The organism is Paenibacillus sp. GSMTC-2017 (assembly GCF_016019935.1).
GTDB lineage: Bacteria > Bacillota > Bacilli > Paenibacillales > Paenibacillaceae > Pristimantibacillus.
In genome coordinates this window covers 168,577-189,282 of sequence record NZ_JAECMT010000006.1, presented here as the reverse complement: position 1 = coordinate 189,282, position 20,706 = coordinate 168,577, and the positions used below count along the sequence as shown (strand labels likewise).

The window sequence follows — 20,706 nt, the reverse complement described above, 5'->3', positions numbered from 1 at the left end:
CCACTCTACTATATAAAAGAGAATACAGAAGAACCGTCCCAATCGGAACGGCTCTTCTGCTTATCATATAACTACAATTAGTTTAGTTTAGTTTACTTTCGTGAAGCGACCTTCGATTTTCGCAGAGATCGATCCATCTGCACTTTTTGCCTTGATGTATGCGATTGTCGCATCAAGGTCAACGGGTCCAGCAACACGATCTGTACCTTTTAAAAGCACCGAGTAGCCGTCACCGCCTGATGCCATATAATCATTAACGGCGATCGTATACGAAGCTGCATCGTCTAGTACCGTACCATCAGCCTTCTTCATCTCAATGATCTTTTGGCCCGCTGGTTTGCTGTCATCATACTTATAGGTGAAACCGGAAATTTGACCAATCTTCGGGCTTGTACCTGCCCATTGTTGATTCATCAACTCTTTCATCTGTGCACCAGTTAGCGTAATCTTAACGAGTACGTTACCGAAAGGCTGTACAGAGAACGCGTTGCCGTAAGTTACATTTCCTTCTGGAAGATCATTACGTATGCCGCCTGAGTTCATGTATGCGAAGTCCGATTGCATAGCTTCACGCATGCCATCTGCAATCAAATTGCCGAGTGCCGATTCGCCTGAAGCGTTAGTAGCACGTAAAATAGCAGCGGAAGTTTTACCAACCGGTGCGTTCATAACTGGAGCGTTCAGCTCTTGATAGGACTTGATCATTCCTGCAATTTCAGCGTCTGGTGTAATCCCTTCGCGCTTAACATCAACGATTTCACCTTTTACAGAAGTCAATTGAAGTGTCGCACGGTCAATAACGAGATCAACGTCAGAGAATGCAGTGCCATAAGAAAATGCTTCAATGACTAACTTGCCATCGATCATTTTGTTTAAGCCACCATGGTTATGTCCAGCAAAGATGACATCTACTTCATCATCCACATTGTTTGCCAGATCAATAACTTCACCAGTTGGAGCATCTGCTTTTCCTTCAAACGGATCATGTGCCAAAATAACAATTGTGCTGATGCCTTGTTCTTTCAATTCTTTTACCGCTTTGTTAACTGCGGGTGCTTGCTCAACAAAGGTCAAACCTTTAATGCTATCAGCTTTTACTACGCTTGGCGTCGAGTTCGTTACAACGCCGATGAAACCGACTTTAACTCCGCCAATTTCAATTACTTTGTAAGCATCAAGTAGCGTTTTCCCGTTTTCATCCACTACATTAGCAGCAATATAAGGGAAATTCGCTCCTGCAAAATCTTTACCTGATTTCGGATTTTTTCCACCATTAATTAGACGAAGCGCCTCTGCTCGGCCAGCGTCAAACTCATGGTTACCTACTGTAGCAATATCGAAACCAACACGGTTTAAGAAATCGATAGTCGGCTCGTCTTGCAACAAAGCGGATACTGGTGCGCTAGCGCCAACCGCATCGCCAGCATGTACAAGCAATGTGTTCGGATTCAAAGCTTCACGTTGCTTGAGGTAAGCAGCTAAATACTCCGCGCCACCAACAGAGGATACAACTTTGCCAGAAGCGTCTTTAATCTCTTTTTTGTAATCTAATTGTCCATGGAAGTCGTTAATTCCGAGCAATTGTACCGAAATACCGTTAATAAGGGTATAAACAACTTTTGCCGCCTCAGCGCGCGTAGAGGAATCTTTAGGAACGAACTTGTCTGCGCCGCGTCCATTCATTACTCCGCGGTCAACTGCAAGATTTACGCCAGCTTTCGCCCATGTGCTAATGTGAGAATCATCAAGGAATGTTTTGCCTGCTGCAGCCGTAATTTCTTTGCCTGCTTTAAGCTTCAATGCATTGCTTGCCATTACCGCCATTTGCTCGCGTGTAATTTTTTCGTTCGGAGCAAATTTCCCTTTGGAAACTCCGTTTACTAAACCGTTCTCACTTGCTGCTGCAACAAACTCTGCATACCATGCTGTTGCAGGCACATCTGTGAACGAGCTTTTATTTTTTGCAGTCAACTTCAAAGCTTTTACAAGCAGTGTCGCAAATTCCGCGCGTGTAATGTCTTTGCTCGGCTCAAACGTTGTTTCCGTTTTGCCTGTTGCGATTTGTTTGGCAACTAATTCGGTAATAGCCGGATTAGCCCAGTGAGTAGCTGGAACATCCGTAAATTGCTTGTTTAGATCGAGTGAGAAGATGCCAAAGCCCTTTTCGTCGACTTTATCCAAGTAGTGAATGTTGTTAGTTGTCTTCGCATATTCTGCTCCTTTCGGAGATGAAATAAATGTAACATTTACGTCTCCAGTGATCGGAGCAATCGACCAGTTGTTATCAATCGAAGGATTAATTTCTTTATGAGCAGTAATGTAGTTCATTAAAATTTGGCGGTTTTCGTCCGGTGCGTCAATAATGTATTTACTGCCTTTAACACCTGGGAAGTTTCCACCACCACTTGCGCGGTAGTTATTCGTAATGATGATGAAGTCTTGGTTCGGATCAATTGCCTTGCCTTTGTAGTTTAGATTGATGATCCGGCTAGAGTTAGCATCGTTAATCGAACCGTCAATTTTATATTTAGCTGGCTTAGTAACATCGACTTGGTAATTTACGCCGTCAATGACGTCGAAGTTGTACACTTGGAATGCAGGGTTAAGCAGCGCTTGCTCATCTGTTTTGCTCGGATCAATCTGATTGAATTTGCCCGCAGACATCTCCAACCATTCTTTCACAACAGAACCTTTGACCATAATCGCTTTTAACGTGTTGTCATAGAGATAGAGATCGCCAGCACTCTTAATGGCTAGAGGACCCGCTTTAATCTCCGTAAATTCTTCTACACCATTACGTCCCGCCTTGAATGGAGCCCCTACAGACAAAATTGGTGTATCCTTGTATTGTGGTAAGTTTTGTTGTACATAATTTTCAACATACCATTTCTGAGCGTTCGTTACGATCTGAATAGAAGGATCATCCTGTACGAGTGCAAAGTAGCTATGAATTGGTGATGTTGTCGTACCGATAGCGTTGTTAGCGTATTTAATCGTTGCTTCGTGATCTTCCTTCACAGCATCTACAATCGCTTGATCGATTTCAACAAGTGGTTTTTTCGCTACACTATCATAAATAGCTTTCGTAGAAGATTGGGAGTTTGCAACTACCCATTTGCCATCCTGCTTTTCAAGTGACAAATCGATAATACCTAAATGGCTTCCACCAAATCCTGCTTGAACAGCAGCCACGCCATTGATCGTACCTTTAGCGTTATCTACGCTCGGGTATACTTTACCAGTAGCATCCTTGAATAGTGAATCAAGCGCTTTTTCGTCAGCAGCAGGGAATACCTTATGCGTGTGAGAGAAAGTGATTGCATCGATGCCTGGCACTTTGCTCAGCAAGAGCACAGCGTCTTCAGCATTTGTGTTCGCTTCAGTGCTGCCATTAAAGCCTGTATGGGCCATAGCAATAATGATATCTGCGCCTTCTGCTTCCATTTTGGGAACAAATTTCGTAGCAGTGGCGACAATATCCTTCGTGATCACTTTACCTTCGAGCCAAGCCTTGTCCCATTGCGTAATTTGCGGAGGCACAAAGCCGATAACACCAATCTTCAATGTTTGTTCTTGACCTGCTTCATCTACTACTTTTTTAGAAATAATCTTATACGGATCGAAGCGGTTAACGTCGTTATCAGGGTTTGAATCCTTATCATCAATGTAAACGTTTGCAGTTACATAAGGGAAATTAGAACCTTTAAGTGCATTATCTAAATAGTCTAAACCATAGTTAAATTCATGATTCCCAAGTGTTGCAGCATCGTATCCAAGCTGATTCATGGCCTTATAGACCGGATGAACTTCTTTGTCTTTGATAGGATCTACAACTGCCTTATAAGTACCTAGCGGTGTGCCTTGGATAAGGTCTCCGTTGTCCACAAGGAAAGTGTTCTTTGATTCTGCTCTAGCTGATTTAATCAGATTTGACGTTCTTGCAAATCCAACCGTTTGAGATACAGCATCCTTGTAATAATCGTAAGGGACCAGATTAGTGTGAATGTCTGTTGTTTCCATAATTCTGAGCTTTACACTAGATCCTGCATCCGCAGCCGCTGTGAACATGCCGTTAAACGGCGTTGACAGCAGAAGTACCGTCATTGACGCAACAGCAATCTTCTGTAACCTTTTCTTCTTACGATAAATTTCTTTCATTCTACTAATCATCCTCTCATGTCAACAGTGCAAGTGAAAATAGAATAGAGCAGAAGCTATTAAATTCAAACACTTCTAGTTGTGAACTTAATAGAACCTTACTTATAATAACGGTAAAATTTAGGGAAGGACAATTAAAACTTTTGACTTCAATGCAAATTAGGCTAAATGACCTAACTCGCAGTACTAGTCTTCTGCAATTTCTTTTATTAACATCGGTAAGTTGAACTACAGATTAGAAAACCGTGGTAAGGAATTTTAAACCTTCATGTCGAATAAGTAAGGAAACATTTCGGATAGGCTGGGAATCAAGATGGATGACGATACAAGGGGGTACAACAAATGTTCCATGTAAATGTAGAAGGAGCCGTTTTTCAACAGGATAAGTGGTTAATCATTGGGCGCAGTACAAAAGAGGAGCATGCTGGGGGACTTCTTGCTCTTGTTGGGGGTACAGTTGAAAATGAGGGCAATTCCAAAGATATATTAGAAAGAACAATAAAAAGAGAACTCTTTGAAGAGGTTGGCGTACAGGTAAAAGATAAGATTACATTTGTTAGAAACACCTCGTTTACATTAGACGATGGCAGTGAAGTAATTGATATCGTTTTCCTTTGCGAGTTTGATCAGGGTGAGCCTTATGCCAAGAGTCCCGATGAGGTTGATGCTGTGTATTGGATGACAACTGATGAAATAATGAATCATTCATTGGCTCCTATTTGGCTCAAAGATAGTATACTAGCGGCGCAGTTTATCAAAGATTGCTAGATGGAGGATCTATTCTCGATTGTAGAACGAACAGCAGTTACAGTAGGGTCGTTAAAATTGAATGTTGTGCTTTTAAAGCAAAAAGATATTGGAGTAGTTGTTAGAGAAGAAATGGGAAGTGTATTACTTATCGATGCAAAAGATTCTAAAGAAATGTTTGTGGTGTCTAGTCTTTTCAAACATGTAAATGACACTAATGATGTGCTTTTTCTTCAGCGTGAAAATCCATCACATACTGATCTTATTGTATTCAATGGCGCTGTTAATCCATTGAATAGGAAAGTAATTAAAGAAATAAAACATGCTCTCCATCATAATAAACCGAAGCATTTTGAATTAACAATGTTGAATGACCACGACGAGTCTTTATGGGATACGTGGGAGAGCGGGAAGTATGAAAAACAACTTAGAATTCATGCAGATAAAGATCTAGCAAAAATAAATGCTTCTAAACTTGGTCTTGAATTGTTAATGCATAGCTGTGCTTATTTAGCTGTTTCTTATAGCGGTCATTCACATTTTGACGGAGACTCCACTTCTAACTCAATTGAACTCATTATTAGAAATATAGCTCGAAATGATTGAGTTATAGACACCCCTCTATAAAAAAGGACGACATTTACACAGTAGATTTCACTACGGTAAATGCCGTCCTTTTCTCTTTAACCGTTACTCCAATCTGCACAACTAGCTATATAACTAAACTCCTTCTATTGCTTTCTCACCCTCACATCATCGATATGAAGGACAGTCCCACCAGGGGAATCAATATAAAATCCAACATCGATTACCCCGCTTATTACAAAAATATTGCTTATCTTGATCGACTTCCATACCCCGTCATTGGTGATACTTTGCCCAAGCATTGCTCCGCCATATAACGAAACTTCAGCTCTCGCGGTCGTCGGATTGGCATATTGCATACGGACTCTCGCTTCGAACTCGTAGTAGCTGTTGTTAACAGGCACGTTGATCATTTGATGAATGCTTTGTTTATACGCACTTGCAGAATAAAAATAAGCTCGTTTATCCTCTGTCCACGCAGATGACGGCGGATTTGTTCCTGAGCCGCTGTCTATTCCATAAGCAAGTGCCTGACCCATTGGATGCCACTCCGTCCACCCGCTACCGTATGTCGTTTCTCGCTCAAAATCTGGATTATCAAGCAAATTCTTTTCTGACTCTGGTATACCTGGAGATGATGCAGAAACTAACAATCGGTCTATATTTACATTGCCACTATCTGCACCATCGTATTTGAATGCAATTGTATTCGCCCCCGCATTCAAAGATACAGTTTGAACGGCATCCTGCCACACATCCCAATTGCTACCTAAACTTGCCAAACTAGCTTGAGATACATCTACTCCATTTACATATGTGCTTAGTGTTTTCGGACTACCATTTCCATTTGCATATCTCAGAGCAACGCTATAATTTCCCGCCGAAGGCACGTCAACATTATATTTTACTTGTGCGCCGACCGTCGTTATTCCATCTACAAAAGCTTCACCCGAATAAAACTTATGGTTCTTATTCGTAGTTGCTCCTCCCGAGAGCTCAGCACTTTCCGCCTCATACTTAGCAACCGTTGCGGCAAATGGGACGGTAATATAATCGATATTTACAGCGCCTGTATCGCCAGCAATATTGTCATACTTGTACGTGATTGCATTTCGCCCAGCAGATAAAGGTACACTTTCACTTTTCGTAGACCATGTACTCCAGTTCGCCAAACTTAGAAGACTAGTACTCTTCACTCTCTTCCCGTTTACGTAAATACTTATCGACTTGGTAGCTCCCGTAGCGTTACTATATCTAAGATCTATCGTGTAATCGCCACCTGTTTTTACATCTGCATAAAAGGTAGCTCCAGCGCCCGCCTGATCTAAGCCGTCAACGAAACCAGTGCCTGTATAACCAGTATGGTTGTTATTCACTTTAGCTCTTGTCGCTATTATGTTGCCCGATAGGGATGCTTCCTCCGCCTCCAGCTTTACAGAAGATGCTGTAACCGTTCCATTGCCAGTAACGACAATGTTTTTGGCAGAAGAGCTTCCTGCCGCTACTTTTACATACGTGACTAGACCATACACATCTCTACCTTTAGCCCAGCCCTCTCCGCTAGCCGCTTGTAAAGCATTCAAGTCTCCATAAGAAGTAAGAGCTGTACCGTTGCTTGTAACAGCTGTACCCGCTTTTCCATGAACTTTGACGATATAATGTTGAACCTCAGGCGTATATATCCCAGACTTTGCGGCAATTGCTACACTTACTCCGCTCCCGCCATTATCTTGTGCTGTAATTGTCTGCTTAAAATGTTCTCCGCCCTCGTAATCGTAACTTTGACCATCATCTTCGTAATAATTGAAGCTTGTGGCTGTCGTATCGGGGAACACATCAACATTAACTCGTGTAACAACACTTTGACCAATATAGTCTTGTGCCTTCTGAGATGGAATGATCGCTCCCTTCTTAATGAAAAGCGGGATATCTGACCATGTTTCTGCATTAACAGGATATTTAATCGTTTGTCCACCAGAATACGTAACTCCTCGGAAATAATCCGTCCACGTCCCAGCTGGCAAATAAATATCTTTGGTCGTCTGCGACTGATCAACAATTGGGGCTGCTAACAAATAATCTCCGAACATCCATGCTCCCGTATAGTTGCTTGCAATGGCATCATTCGGATAATCAAATAAGAGTGGTCTTACTAATCCTAAACCATTCTCCAAAGCCGTTCTCTCATATGTGTACATGTACGGTATTAGCGAATATCTGAGCTGAATCGCTCCTTTCGCTGCTTCCTCCGCAGTATTGCCGAAATACCATGGCTGCCGTTGATGCTGAAGATTGCCGTGAACACGGAATACAGGAGTCAAAGCAGAGAACTGAAGCCATCTCGCATACAACTCTGGACTAGGGTTGCTATCGGATGGATTAAATCCACCTGCATCCATGCCCCACTTCGGCTGACCCATTGCAATGGAAGAAAGCATTACCGTACGTTGCTCCTGCATACCCGAAGCCCAGCTAACCTTTTCCCCTTTGTAAAATTGTGCGCCAATATCGCCTGACCATAATGTAGTCGCATAACGCTGCGCTCCTGGATAAAATGTTCTTGCCGTCTGCCATACTCGCTGAGCATCGCTCGTATAAGCTCGCTGTCCTTCATACATCGCTTGTGAAAGATGTGTTGTCGTAAAGTTGCCAAACCACCACTGGGCAGAACCGGAAGCTACTTTATCCGTCTCGTCATTCCACCAGCCTACGATTCCTTTATCATACGCATCCTTCGAATGATCCCAATACCATGCGCGCATAGCCGCGTTGTAAGGATCAATACTTCTAACTAACACAGGGATAAAATAGTCCGAGTATTCGCTATGTCCCGGGTACCAATAGCCGCCGCTATTCGCGTCGTTGTATTGACTCGTACGGTTGCCGTACTTATCCATCGTGACGATTCTAGGTTTTGTAATGCCAATTAACTTCACGCCTTTTGCGTCCATATGTGTCTTCAGAGCAGTCCCAGCGGAAGAAGGGAAGTTGTGGGTGTTCCAAGCAAACTCTCCATAATTCGTCTCACCGTATTTTTTCCAATCGTAATCGAGTCCGTATGCATCCAGTGGAATGTTCTTCGCTCTGTACGTATCAATCATCGTTGTCATTTCCGTTTGATCCATGCCCCATTCAAAGTTCATAAAGCCAAGAGACCACTTCGGAAGCATCGGAGATTTGCCCGTTATTTCAGCTACACCTGACATAATTTCTTTCGGATTGCCGACTATCGCATAATACTCAACATCGGTTTTACTATACCGTCTGCCTTCTTCTGGCGTTCCGCCGTAATAAAACTCTAGCTTCCCGCTCGTATTATCAGTGTATGGATATCCTCCATCACTATCGACCAAAATGCCGTAACCAGCCGTCGACCACATGAGTGGCCCGCCGGAATCTCCTTGATTCCCTGCATGAGCAGGGTGGCTGCTGTTATTACGAGTTAAATCCGGTGCATCTTCATTCGCATTATAGCTTCGAATGCCGTATATATTGTGTCCGCTGGCATGCTGGAATCTGACGCCATCAGAAAATACTCCACCGCCCGCTGGCTCCCATAACAACGTCGTGCCATCCGCCTTCTTGATCGTCACTCTCGTCGGAGTTTTGGCAATTTCTACTTTCATCTTCGATGTCGTAATGGTAATGGGATTGCCTGACGTATTAATTGTTGCCCCTACAGCGCTCCATGTTTTGTTTGGATCGATCATCGGCGTGTCATTACTTGGAGATACATTATTGGGGCGATACGATACTTTCACGATATCATTTTGCAGAACGTTAAAGATGAGGATGTCATTATTAGGTTCAGCACCATTATCGACAGTAAGCGTTAAAGAATCTGCCGTTGATGTGAAAGCTGTAACGTTGCCGAGTGCAGGTACAAAAGCAGATACCTGTTTTGCAGGAAGGGATATAAAGGTCGAGCATACGAGCGCAACTATAATTCCAAAGATGGCTAATCTCTTTTTCCTAATCCTATGAGGGATAGACATAACAACTCCTACCTTTCCATTGAGAGATATGAGACATTTTAATTCACCGTAATGTGGTAATCAGTGCCTTCCCATCTGTCTATTCCACTCTCAAGCACGTCGTTTCCATTGTCATCCCATAAGAAAGTGAAATCGATAATTGTGCTCGCAGAGAACGGTCCAACAGAAATTTCATGATCAAGTGCCGCTTTGCCTGATCCATTTGGCCTCATTTTGGAATCTGTTGTGCTAGCCCACCCATTCACACCTTGATGAGCCCACCCCGATGCACCAGTTCGAAATGTAATCCGATATCCGGCTGGAACAGATGTAATCTGCCTATCGAATTGCCACACATACGTTTTGTCTAAATCGAGATTATCTAAATTGATGGCTCCAGTGTTGGAAGTATTTTTCCATATCGTAATCGTATGAATTCCCTTCTTCAAAGATACCGTTAACTCTGAAGTAGACCAACCACTCCAGCTCCCTGTAGATGGGAATGAGATTGTTCCTGCATAGTTGCCATCTACGAAAATATCTCTAGTCGCATCCGTCCCGCCATTCGCATAACGGAATCGTAGTACCTGATCATCATCTTGTGCGGCCGATACAGTGAACGTAACACCATCATTGTCTGAGAAGTTGTCGACAAAGCCAGTTCCCGTATAACCTACATGGTTCGTGTTTACACCTACGTTCACTTTCACACCTTTTTCCGCTTCGTAGATATCCAATGTTGGCGTGGTGAAGGAACGTTTCATATAAATCATGTCCCAATATTGCAAGGATGGAAGTGTGAATGCAACGTATTTGCCTTTGCTGTCCGTGCCAGTCGAATAAGAAAGCGATTGTGTTGCGCCCATTGCAATGTCAGGCGAAGCTACATATACACCCGATATGGTCTCTCCATTGCCGATGTACACTTTTGTCGCTAAATTAGTTAGTGTAGTTGGTGCAGTGTCGGAGTTCCGCCAATCGGTATCTGTACTATTTTTTAAGTTAATGAGGTGAACGATGTTATAGTTGTCGCTTTGTTTCATAAAGCTCCAAATATTGCCCGCTGTCCCACTACCTGAAACCGGCTGACCTGTAATTTCAACGAACTGGTTGCCAGAATCGGTATTGAATACATCCTTATCGAAGAGTAAATTTTCATATGCGGTAATGAAGTTGTATTGGTCTTTCGTTGCTTCCTTCAAACTGTTGCGCATTTGCTTCGCTCTATTCGGGAAGTACGGGTGACCTAACATTTGATCGCCTTCACCCATTTCAATTCTAGATGCACCCGCAGCAGCAATTGCCGCTCCAGTCAACCTTACAGAAGCATCGTTAAACGTGCCGAGAGTTAGGCTGTCGAGATTGATAAAACCTGTATCTGTAGCATCTTTAGCCAGCTTAACGGTATGCGTACCAGCACTTAACCAGACGGTATGTGAAGCATCGAATTTCCACGTTCCCCAGCTGTTTTGATCAAGGAAATTGCCAACCTGTTTCACAAAAGAACCGTCTACATACAGGCTGCGCGTGTTGTTCGTGCTTGTATCATTGGCATAGCGGAAGACAATCCCATACCAACCTTCCTCTGGTACAGTAATCGAAAATTGCACGTAGTCCCCATTGTCGCCGAAGCCATCCACGAACCCGCTTCCCGTGTAACCCGTATGATTCGTATTTGTTGTTACTCCGTTCAACGTTGCTGATTCCGCTTCATAACGAGTACCCGTATTTTCTTCAAAATTCATATAAGCAGCGAGCACGACCGCTTTTTGTCCATTGTTACGCTTCGCCTTGTCAATCAGCGCTTTCAGCTCAATATAATCGTTTGCTCCGCCCCATATTTCGGTATAGGTGAAGTCGTAATTCGCATGTTTTGTTACATCGTCAAAAGCCCAGCCATTAGCTGCACCGTCCACATTGTTAAACGTGAGAACTTTATCGGACATGCCATTACTGTTCAAGTTGCTACGTAAATTGTTAACGAAACCAGAGAAGCTGTTGTCCAAATCAACGACGTTACCGTTGTAATCGTAGGGATCGGCTCGTTCTCCCATCTGATCGAGATGAATACCATCGAAGCCTGCCGTCGTAATCATATCCCGATATTGACCGTAAATATAATTTTGCCAACCTGTATTTGCGGGGTTAAATAGCCATAGCCACGTATTAGGGTTATTGTCATCGAAGTCAAAACCTAGCTGATTCAAATGTGTGGTGTCGGAATACATTGCCCACTGGGGGTTTACGCCAGAGATGGTTTGATAATTGTGGAGCGCTGCATAGGACATCGTATAAGGCATAGCAGCCGCATTATAATTGTGCATCGAGGAAATCAGGTTTTGGATCGTGGGCCAATACATCGTATGTTTGCCACTCCAATCGGTCCATGAGTTATCGACCGTCCCGCCAGTCCGTTTAATGTTGTTTTCATGGCGCCACATCCAGTCATAAAGCTGGAAGGCATTTGTATGGTAATCTTCAACGGTACGCTTCACCCGTGCATCTGTAACCGAAGATAATTCCGAAGGGAATTCTGTGATGTAGCCGTATCGAGGAAATCGGGTCCACTTACTAGATACGTCGATGGCGGTTGCCCCTTTGGACGATCCCGCAGCAACATTTACAAAATAGCCTTTATAATCTGTGTTAGGTGTTGTCCAAGTGAATGTAACAGTCGTGGAATTTCCGCTTAATAAAGTAATTGGGGTTGAGGCAGTGTGCACTTGCGTTTCGAGGTGGTGGATCGTTGCAGTTATATTTCCACTGAAAGTAGTCCCTGTATCATTTTTCAAATCAACCTTTATCGTTGCGCTCCCTCCGGGGTTATACCTCGCTTTATCCGTATACACTCGTTTCACAATTCCACTCGCAGCTGCTTCTGTAGGCGGTGACACTATACCCGAAAGTCCAACAAGCAACAGCGACAGCAACAGTACGAGACCATTTCGATATGTTGTTCTACTCACATCAACTCTCTCCCTTCAAGATAGAATACGATGCACCTTAATTGTATGCCTACTACTCTATTGAAGGAAATACCAAAAAATTCATACGGAAGTACGTTTTTTATCGAAGATGTCCAAAACGTAGTCAATAATCGAATAGATGAAACCAGTTATTCCGAAAATGAGCAGAGCCGTTTCGATTTTCAGTTCATACGCCTGGGAGAAGTCGTCACCAAATAACCAATGAAAAATGACTTTCCCACTTAAAGAAAACAGGATCGTATACAAAATGATAGGTAGTAGCCTGTTTCTGACGAATTTACGAATGAGGATAGATAGTGGTAATAACGTCACGAAATACGCAACGGCAGAAAACGTACCCACTATGAAAATAAAACTAACACCCAAATCGCGCAGTCCCATATGTAATGTCGTTGTAATTTTAGAACCTTCCATAACTTCCAATCCTATAATTGCGCCGCTATATAAAATGATAAAAACAAACCACTTTATCCCGTAAAGAATGGCGTTGCTCATTGTTCCACCGCCTTATTAAAGTTTCTTCTAAGACGTTGAGTAGGCGCATTTAGTGTAGCTTTATAATAATGTTTGATAATTTTAAAGCTACAACCTCTTCGTTTTTCGCTAAGGAGATTAAGTGTTTTAAAATAAAGTTTGATAAAAACGGAATAGAAAACAAAAAGAGTATTTTGTAATATAGGACAAATATGAAGAAAAAATTATCAAACATTGTTTTAAGTCTACATCTCACTTTTCCAATAAAAGAATTTCACAGTATGTTAAAGCATGTTTTAACATATCGTTTAAATGTGTGCGAAAAATCACGTAAAAATTGTTGAATAGTTCTATTAAACCATAAAGTTTACCTTTATCTAGGTATATAATATTGTTTTAACTAAATATGTTTACTAATATATTACATAATGATATTCTTATGAAGTTCAAAAAAATATGGAGGTGTTTGTATGAAATATAGAAAAATATTAACCAATGTAGTTATTTCTTCTTTAGTAGTAGCATGTTTAGCCCCTTCTAGCTTTGCAGCTTCTTCGCAGCAAACTAAAAACGAAAGTTTCACTACTTCTGAGCACAGAACACTTTTAACTTCTGATGGTAACTACCTTGGTACTGTTGACACTGAAACACTAACCACCATCACTACGAAAGGTGATGAAACGTCGTTTACGGTTACAGAAAACAATGATTACAAATTGTCGCCGGAGTATGCCCAAATTAAGGAGTATCAAGAAAGATTTTCTGATGGAAAAGAAACACATATTTATAATATTGTAGGTAATGAAATTTACGCAGATGGGAAATTATTAAACGGCGGTAGTGATCGAGGAAATCGTGTTTCCTTATTAAGCGATACAGGCGGAGTACCAGCTATAAGTCATTATTATAGCAATAAGAATTTGACCTCATATACTTTTGGTACTTACAATGATATAGAGTTTCAGTCCCGAAATTATATGGGTCCGGCTGGAAAAAATGTTGGTAAATCAATTCTTCGTACCAGTAGTTATTTCCAGGATGCAAAAGCTGCTGTAGATTCATTTGAAGGTAATTATGCCTCATATCACGAAGCAATGGTAGCGTTATATGCCGCATTAGGCACATTGATTCTTACATGGCAGACAGTTGTAGGTGCAGTTGTAGGAGGAGGAGCTGCAGCTGTAGCAGCAACTGCTGCTATTAATAGATTTAATGATTGTGATAGTGATGTAGCAGATGCATATATGTATGTTTCGAACGCTTAACTTTTAGTTACATCTGTATTATAATTAGTGTTAAAAGGCATAATAGCAGTCGACTGCTATTATGCCTTTTACATTTGAATAGGAGGAACCAACATGTTTCTTACAATACTTATGGTTGCAATGTTAATTTTCATTGTAACTTTTTTAACTAAAAGGATTTTAGAACATAAGTTTAGAAAATATACTAAAGAGAATATTGGACTTACAATTATATTCGGAATTTTGTTGTTTTTAATAGACATGAATAGAATTGTGTTTTTTGTTTGCATTATTTTGGATGTTCTACTATTATTATCATTAGTTGTAGGATCGATAATTGCGAGAAAAGGTAATCAAGTCTGATAAACTAATACTGCATGTTTGAAGTAAAAGTGAAAATTACATTGAAAAATGTCTCATTTTAATGTTACTACTTAGGTCTCTCTAAAACTATAGAGAGATCTATTTTTTTGTCAGTAGGAATATTCACATTTTGTAGCTTTATAATAATGTTTGATAATTTTAAAGCTACAACCCCTTCGTTTTTCGCTAAGGAGATTAAGTATTTTAAAATAAAGTTTGATAAAAACGGATTAGAAAACAATATACAAAAACAGTTTTTTGTAATATAGGACAAATATGAGAAATAAAATTATCAATCTTTATTCCATATTATCAAACATTGTTTTAAGTCTACATTTAGTTGCGTGTAAAAGGGATGACTGACTAGAACGCTTAGTTATGTAGGAAAAGGAATGAGTGAGTTGATACTTACCTTTATGTAAGCACCTGTAAAAAAAGTGCATACTTACATATTTTCAGTTCACACTTTATACTCAAGAAATAATAATATTTGGGGAGGAATACAATTTGAAAACTCTTATTATCGTAACGCATCCCAATATAGAAACATCACTCATCAATAAGCGATGGGTAGATGAACTGAAGAAATTTCCCGAAAAGTATACGGTGCATGAATTGCACAAGGCTTACCCTGACGGCAACATTGATGTGATAAAAGAACAGCAGCTTATCGAATCACACAGTAATCTCGTTCTCCAATTCCCTTTCTATTGGTTTAATTGCCCGCCACTTCTTAAAAAATGGCTTGATGATGTTTTCACTTATGGCTGGGCGTATGGTTCAAATGGTGGCGATAAATTAAAAGGGCGCAAAGCTGCTTTGGCAGTATCTGCCGGAATTAAAAAAGAGGATTATACCGAAGAGGGAAAATATCGTTATACGCTAGAGCAACTATTGTCCCCTTTCGAAACTACCTTCCTATATTGCAACGCCGATTATCGTTCGTTCTTTGCATTGTATGGTGCAGAAAGTGGGACTTCCGAAAGCGAGTTAGAAAACAGTGTGCAAGACTATTTAAACTTTGTAGATCATCTGTAAAAAGCGGCAATTACAATTATTTAATTAGGAGAATCGACTCTTACAAATACTTATAATATGACTTAAAATACCCTATAAAGGAAGGGGGTGTAATTATGAACAGATTCAAAAAATTTATTTTGCCAGTGACATTTCTTTTTGCCCTGTCTGCTGCAGTTCCTGCATCAGCCGCACCAGGACAATGGGATTATATTGGTGAAGAAACGGTTTACACAGTTGGAGATGTCTGGAACTCTGGCGGAGGCAATTGGAAGGTAACAGCTGATCCTTACAATACTAGATGCGTAAAAATTGAGCTCTGGGAATATGATCCTTTTGATCCAAACGATAAAGTTGGAACGGCTACTCTCTGCGCTGGTCAACATAAAGTATTTAATGTTAGCGGATTTGTCGACGGTGGCAATCAAGCTGAACTTTTCATTAAAAAAACAACTTATACAAATCTGCCTTCTAACTTTATTTATCACGACTAATTACAGACAAGCTGGTACTTAAAATTAGAGCGGCAGTCCTAAACCTTTATTTTTCCGTCTAGGGCTGCCGCTCGATTGAGATCTAAAAACATCGATCAATAACTGAAAATGGATGTAGTTCTAGACATTCACCCTTACGACCTCCGGCGTTGGCACACTATTTTGCTCGCCCCACTCACACATCATATGCAACACTGGAATGAGAGAAAGACCACGTTCCGATAAGGAATATTCAACCTTGGGAGGTACTTGGGGAAATTCCTCGCGTATAATAAGGCCGTCTGATTCTAGCTCTTTTAACATAATACTTAATGTTTTAAAAGAAATGGAGCCAATACTCCGCTTTAACTCATTATGCCGCATAACTTTATTTTCAGACAGCCAATAGAGGATGATCATTTTGTATTTGCCGCCAATTAGGGACAACGTGTATCCAAAGCCAGTATCTTTTGGTCCCACGCCAGTCGGTACACAAGTTTCGCTCACAAGTTACACTCTCCTTTTGTTATATATATGACACAAATGTGCGTACTCTACAATAAATTATTACTATTATATAAGAAAAGGATCGATCTCAGGTCATAATGACCGTTGATCCATCCCTTTTGTACATCTATTTCGCATGTCACTTCATTTTTGCCATATCATTTACATCATTAACGATCAGACTTTGTTCAAGCAATTAAGCGGCTTATCATCACGCCCAACCCTACTAATATTGTCTACGAAGAAGCGATATCTCGTTTCATGGAACTTATAACCATCCGGCATACCCGCTGTATGCGGAGTTAATATGACATTACTTAACCTTCTCAGCTCACTGTCCTCACTTAATGGCTCCACCGTAAATACGTCCAAACATGCGCCGCCGATAACGTTGTTTTTGAGCGCATCGATTAAATCCACTTCAGATACAAGAGGACCTCTTGCCGTGTTCACTAGCAGCGCATTCTTTTTCATTTTTCTAAGGAAAGCCTTATCCACCATATTTCTAGTAGACTCATTCAAAAATATGTTAATCGCAATCACATCAGAGTTAGCAATCAGCGTGTCCAAGTCGACTAACTCAACATCATCACTCTTAATGTTTTTGTTTGTGTCATACGCAAGTACGTTCATCTTAAATGCTCTTGCAAGCTCCGCAACTCTGGAGCCAATGGCGCCGAAACCAATTGTTCCAATTGTTTTCCCTAACAGCTCACCACCGGCGTAATCCAGCTGCGTTTCATCTGCCCCGTCCTTAAGAGCACCATCGAGAAATGGAATGTTCTTATAGTAGCTCAGAACAAACGCCATAATATGCTCCGCTACCGCGTTGGCATTTACGCCTGCGGCATTACTAACCCAAACTCCCCTTGCCGTACATGCTTCAATATCCACGTTGTCATAACCTGCACCCGTCTGAACAAATTTGAGCCGATGCGCTTTCCCAAGCAAAACATCATCCACTTGAATATGCTCTGGAATTAACACGTCCGCCTCGCCGATGAACGCGTCAATATGTTGAGGCTCCACAATTGCAATTGTCCAGCTTTCAGGAAAAGCTCCTGTCACTCTTTCCTTAGAAGTTTCGTTAAAGTAACCCGTAATTAAAACGTTCATCTATGTCTCAACTCCTGCTGCTAGATTATTATTATGCACGTGCCCAAGCTTCAGCGAACGTTCGTTTAATGTTAGCGATAACTAGACTTGGAGATTCAAAGCCAAGACGACCTACCTCAAAGGTGATTACTGGCCTCCGAGTTGGCTTCGGACTTTCGAAAAATTGGATTTCATTCAGCGTTCGGATGAAGCTGGTCAGCTCCGCTACACCTACTTCGGAATCTTTAATTCCAAATGGAATATGTTTATCGCCAAAATAACTGGCTTCTCTATCCTTCATATAACAGTTGCCGATGTGAATATGGGTCAAATAATCTTTTGCCAGCCACAGCGACTTTTTCGGATCTTCTCCCATAAGAGGAAGGTGGCTTTGATCAAGCAGCAAACCAAAGTTATCAAATTCACTACCAATAATACGAGCTACGTTAACCGCCTCATGGGTCGGCCCGAGCAAGTAGCGGCGATCCATATGACGATCCCCAATTTCGAGGGATATACAAAGTTCATACGTATGAGCTTTTTTCTTTGCATATTTGCAAAGCTGGATAACCGAATCCATAAACACGATAATCCCTTGTTGCTTTACGTCCTCACCCTCATACTTGCCAGTAACGATATGCATGACCTTCGCATTCATTTCGTAACATTGATCGATTAGCATGTAACACTGCTCTATAGACTGATTTCTAATAACTGGGTCTAGAGCACTTAGATTGATATTCAATTCTCGGAATGCGTCCCCACCGTTAAATAAAATCTCTACACCGCTGTACTCCATATACGATTTGGCAAGTTCTCTAGCATCTTTGTCAGCAATATAGGAAACTTCCACTGCCGTAAAAAAAGGGTCTTCCAATATAGTGAGCAAACCTGCAATCATGGCTTCAGGATTCCTCTGCTGAAACGGGTACAGTTTAGGTAAAACGATGCCGACGCTGGCTACTTTCTCGATTTGCTCCATTATACAATCTTGCCCGACATAATAAGTTCAGGCAGTTCCTTAACAGTGTGAATAACGTGAGTATGATAATATTTGCCCCATACTTCAATTGGCGTTGATCCTTGCGTTACACCGATGATTGCTTTACAGCCCGCATTATAACCTTCGAGCATGTCGGCAGGTGTGTCACCGATTTTGATTACGTGCTTAACATTTTGTACATTTAAATATTCCATTGCTTTAAACACCATGAATGGTGCCGGGCGTCCTTTTCCCTCTGGAACCATGTCCAAATCTACTGCATAATCAATTAATCCATCCCTAACCCAACCGAGCTTGTCCATAATGACTCCATTAATTTCCCGGTGGAAACCAGTTCCCGTTGCTACTTTAATACCATTGTCCTTGCACCATCTCAGCGTCTCCGTAGCGCCTTCAATTTCACGACAATTTTCCATATAATAAGCAATCATGTACTCCGTATATTTGTCGTAGAGCTTGATCGCTTCATCAAGCGTCTCGTTATCGATTTCGATTTCGAAATTTTTAAAGTCAATCATGTTGCCCTTCGATCTAGCAATCAAATATTGATAGAGATGAATTTTATTTGTTCCCATATGTGTACTGATTTCATCTCTCGTAACCTCAAGGCCAAAATCAACTGCCGCTTGATAAAGACAGTCTCTAACTCCATTGTTATCCTCTACTAGTGTTCCTGCTAGATCAAATATCGCTAGTTCAATTCCGTTTTTCATCTGTCATCTCTCCCTAGTTGTCATTATTTTTTGTTCAAAACGTCATCAAGCTCTTTTTGTGCTTTTTCTTTTGCTTCCTTCAGTGCTTGCGCAGCAGGCATATTTTGCACAAGCACTTTGTCCTTCGCCAGCTCGATTTCCGCATAAATTTTACCGCCTGTTGGATCGATATAAGGTGCGATTCCGTTAGCCTTTACTTGCTCCAAAGGTACTGATAAATAAGGATTAACTTTTAATTGGTTTTGGAAAATATCAGTCTCAACCGCACTGTTGCGAATCGGAATGTACCCTGTTTCTACAGCCCAATAAGCAGTTTGCTTCGCTTCTGAGAAGAACTTCACAAACTCCCATGCACCTTGTTGCTGCTCTTTCGAGGAATCTTTGAACATATTAAACATGACAGAAACAGCTACAGGTCTTGGCTTACTTCCGTTAAACCCTTTTTGCATGCCGGTTGCTACTTTAGTGAAATCCAAGTCACCGCCATCGCCAGATGAGCCTGTATATCCTGCGGACTTACCGTTCATAACATTGTCGATCGTTTTGTACCACCATTCCCAGCCATTGCCGCCATATACCGTTTCCATCGTCTTATCTTCATGAATCGATTTACGAATTAGATCCCATGCGTAAATCCATTCCTCGGAATCAATCGTAATCGTCTTGCCATCAGCGCTTGCAATATCGCCGCCCGCTGAACGTGCATAATCGATCATATGCTCCGCGTACCACATAACGGACCAGCCGTTGATGCCTTCTTTTTCCTTGATCGTTTTCGCTGCTTCTGCTAATTGCTCGAAGTTTTGAAGTGAGTCGTAATCAATACCAACCTTTTCAAAAATATCTTTTCTGTAATACATCATTTGAGTCGAAACAAACGCTGGTACACCAACCGTTGCCTCATTGTATTTGCCTTGCTCCAAAAGGAGAATATCGTCCTTGTTGTACGCTGGCTCGTTAATTTGGTCATCTAATGGTAAAAGCACGTCGTTTTTCGCTAGCTTCATAAATTCAGGGTAACCATTAATAGCTAATGCAGGCGGTGCTCCTGCTGCAAGTGACGCTTGTAATGCCTGCAATGTCTCGCTGTAATTTCCTTGAACAATCGACACAACTTCATACTGCTCATTACTGCTGTTGAAGTCTTTGATCAGCTTGTCCATCGTTTCCCCAAGCTTACCGCCAAGTCCATAATAAAACTCCAGCTTCGTTTTCTCTGTCGGCGCAGTAGATGCATTCGCCCCATTGTTTGCCGTCGAACCATTGTTAGGATTCGAGCAACCAGCTACTCCCACCAAAATTAATGCAAGACTCATTACGGTCAGCACGATGCTTTTCATGTTTCTTTTCTGCTTTTTCACTGTGT

The 20,706-nt window shown here is 41.4% G+C and carries 14 protein-coding genes; 5 read left to right on the top strand and 9 right to left on the bottom strand.

Annotation, left to right across the window (positions count from 1 at the left end):
* Window positions 1-87 precede the first annotated feature (87 nt).
* Window positions 88-4,158, bottom strand: a complete 4,071-nt coding sequence (locus tag I6N90_RS21660; RefSeq protein ID WP_197937746.1) for a bifunctional 2',3'-cyclic-nucleotide 2'-phosphodiesterase/3'-nucleotidase — start codon at window positions 4,156-4,158, stop codon at window positions 88-90.
* A 342-nt stretch (window positions 4,159-4,500) separates the two neighbouring features.
* Here I6N90_RS21660 and I6N90_RS21655 point away from each other — a divergent pair, with 342 nt between their 5' ends.
* Together I6N90_RS21655 and I6N90_RS21650 are read left to right on the top strand one after the other, a co-directional pair.
* Window positions 4,501-4,926: an NUDIX hydrolase gene (locus tag I6N90_RS21655; RefSeq protein ID WP_197937745.1), complete on the top strand. Its 426-nt coding sequence runs from the start codon at window positions 4,501-4,503 to the stop codon at window positions 4,924-4,926.
* Window positions 4,927-4,983: 57 nt separating this feature from the next.
* Window positions 4,984-5,511 carry a hypothetical protein gene (locus tag I6N90_RS21650; RefSeq protein ID WP_232243233.1) on the top strand — a complete coding sequence of 176 codons (528 nt, stop codon included), beginning with the start codon at window positions 4,984-4,986 and terminating at the stop codon, window positions 5,509-5,511.
* Between the two features lie 125 nt (window positions 5,512-5,636).
* Here the strand turns inward: I6N90_RS21650 and I6N90_RS21645 are convergent, their stop codons facing one another.
* The 3 genes from I6N90_RS21645 to I6N90_RS21635 all read right to left on the bottom strand — a co-directional run bounded on the left by I6N90_RS21645 (window position 5,637) and on the right by I6N90_RS21635 (window position 12,946).
* The gene (locus tag I6N90_RS21645; protein ID WP_197937743.1) at window positions 5,637-9,485 is read right to left on the bottom strand and encodes a TIM-barrel domain-containing protein; all 3,849 of its coding nucleotides are present in this window, start codon (window positions 9,483-9,485) and stop codon (window positions 5,637-5,639) included.
* Window positions 9,486-9,523: 38 nt separating this feature from the next.
* Window positions 9,524-12,430 (bottom strand): glycoside hydrolase family 66 protein, encoded by a 2,907-nt coding sequence (locus I6N90_RS21640; RefSeq protein WP_197937742.1) that lies wholly within the window; start codon window positions 12,428-12,430, stop codon window positions 9,524-9,526.
* 81 nt (window positions 12,431-12,511) lie between these two features.
* The gene (locus I6N90_RS21635; RefSeq protein WP_197937741.1) at window positions 12,512-12,946 is read right to left on the bottom strand and encodes a hypothetical protein; all 435 of its coding nucleotides are present in this window, start codon (window positions 12,944-12,946) and stop codon (window positions 12,512-12,514) included.
* Between the two features lie 449 nt (window positions 12,947-13,395).
* Here I6N90_RS21635 and I6N90_RS21630 point away from each other — a divergent pair, with 449 nt between their 5' ends.
* The 3 genes from I6N90_RS21630 (at window position 13,396) to I6N90_RS21620 (ending at window position 16,043) form a co-directional block, all read left to right on the top strand.
* The gene (locus I6N90_RS21630; RefSeq protein ID WP_197937740.1) at window positions 13,396-14,190 is read left to right on the top strand and encodes a hypothetical protein; all 795 of its coding nucleotides are present in this window, start codon (window positions 13,396-13,398) and stop codon (window positions 14,188-14,190) included.
* Window positions 14,191-15,039: 849 nt separating this feature from the next.
* Window positions 15,040-15,570: an NAD(P)H-dependent oxidoreductase gene (locus I6N90_RS21625; RefSeq protein ID WP_197937739.1), complete on the top strand. Its 531-nt coding sequence runs from the start codon at window positions 15,040-15,042 to the stop codon at window positions 15,568-15,570.
* A gap of 95 nt (window positions 15,571-15,665) precedes the next feature.
* Window positions 15,666-16,043 carry a hypothetical protein gene (locus tag I6N90_RS21620; RefSeq protein WP_197937738.1) on the top strand — a complete coding sequence of 126 codons (378 nt, stop codon included), beginning with the start codon at window positions 15,666-15,668 and terminating at the stop codon, window positions 16,041-16,043.
* A 120-nt stretch (window positions 16,044-16,163) separates the two neighbouring features.
* Here the strand turns inward: I6N90_RS21620 and I6N90_RS21615 are convergent, their stop codons facing one another.
* The 5 genes from I6N90_RS21615 to I6N90_RS21595 form a co-directional block, all read right to left on the bottom strand.
* On the bottom strand, window positions 16,164-16,529 hold the full coding sequence (locus I6N90_RS21615) for a winged helix-turn-helix transcriptional regulator (protein ID WP_197937737.1): 366 nt from the start codon (window positions 16,527-16,529) through the stop codon (window positions 16,164-16,166).
* Between the two features lie 177 nt (window positions 16,530-16,706).
* Window positions 16,707-17,645 carry an NAD(P)-dependent oxidoreductase gene (locus I6N90_RS21610; protein WP_197937736.1) on the bottom strand — a complete coding sequence of 313 codons (939 nt, stop codon included), beginning with the start codon at window positions 17,643-17,645 and terminating at the stop codon, window positions 16,707-16,709.
* Between the two features lie 31 nt (window positions 17,646-17,676).
* Window positions 17,677-18,606, bottom strand: coding sequence for a sugar phosphate isomerase/epimerase family protein (locus tag I6N90_RS21605; RefSeq protein ID WP_232243232.1), 930 nt, complete (start codon window positions 18,604-18,606; stop codon window positions 17,677-17,679).
* Window positions 18,606-19,340 (bottom strand): HAD hydrolase-like protein, encoded by a 735-nt coding sequence (locus tag I6N90_RS21600; protein WP_197937735.1) that lies wholly within the window; start codon window positions 19,338-19,340, stop codon window positions 18,606-18,608. Before I6N90_RS21600 ends, I6N90_RS21605 begins: the two co-directional genes overlap by 1 nt.
* A gap of 23 nt (window positions 19,341-19,363) precedes the next feature.
* On the bottom strand, window positions 19,364-20,701 hold the full coding sequence (locus I6N90_RS21595; RefSeq protein ID WP_197937734.1) for an extracellular solute-binding protein: 1,338 nt from the start codon (window positions 20,699-20,701) through the stop codon (window positions 19,364-19,366).
* Between the last annotated feature and the right edge of the window lie 5 nt (window positions 20,702-20,706).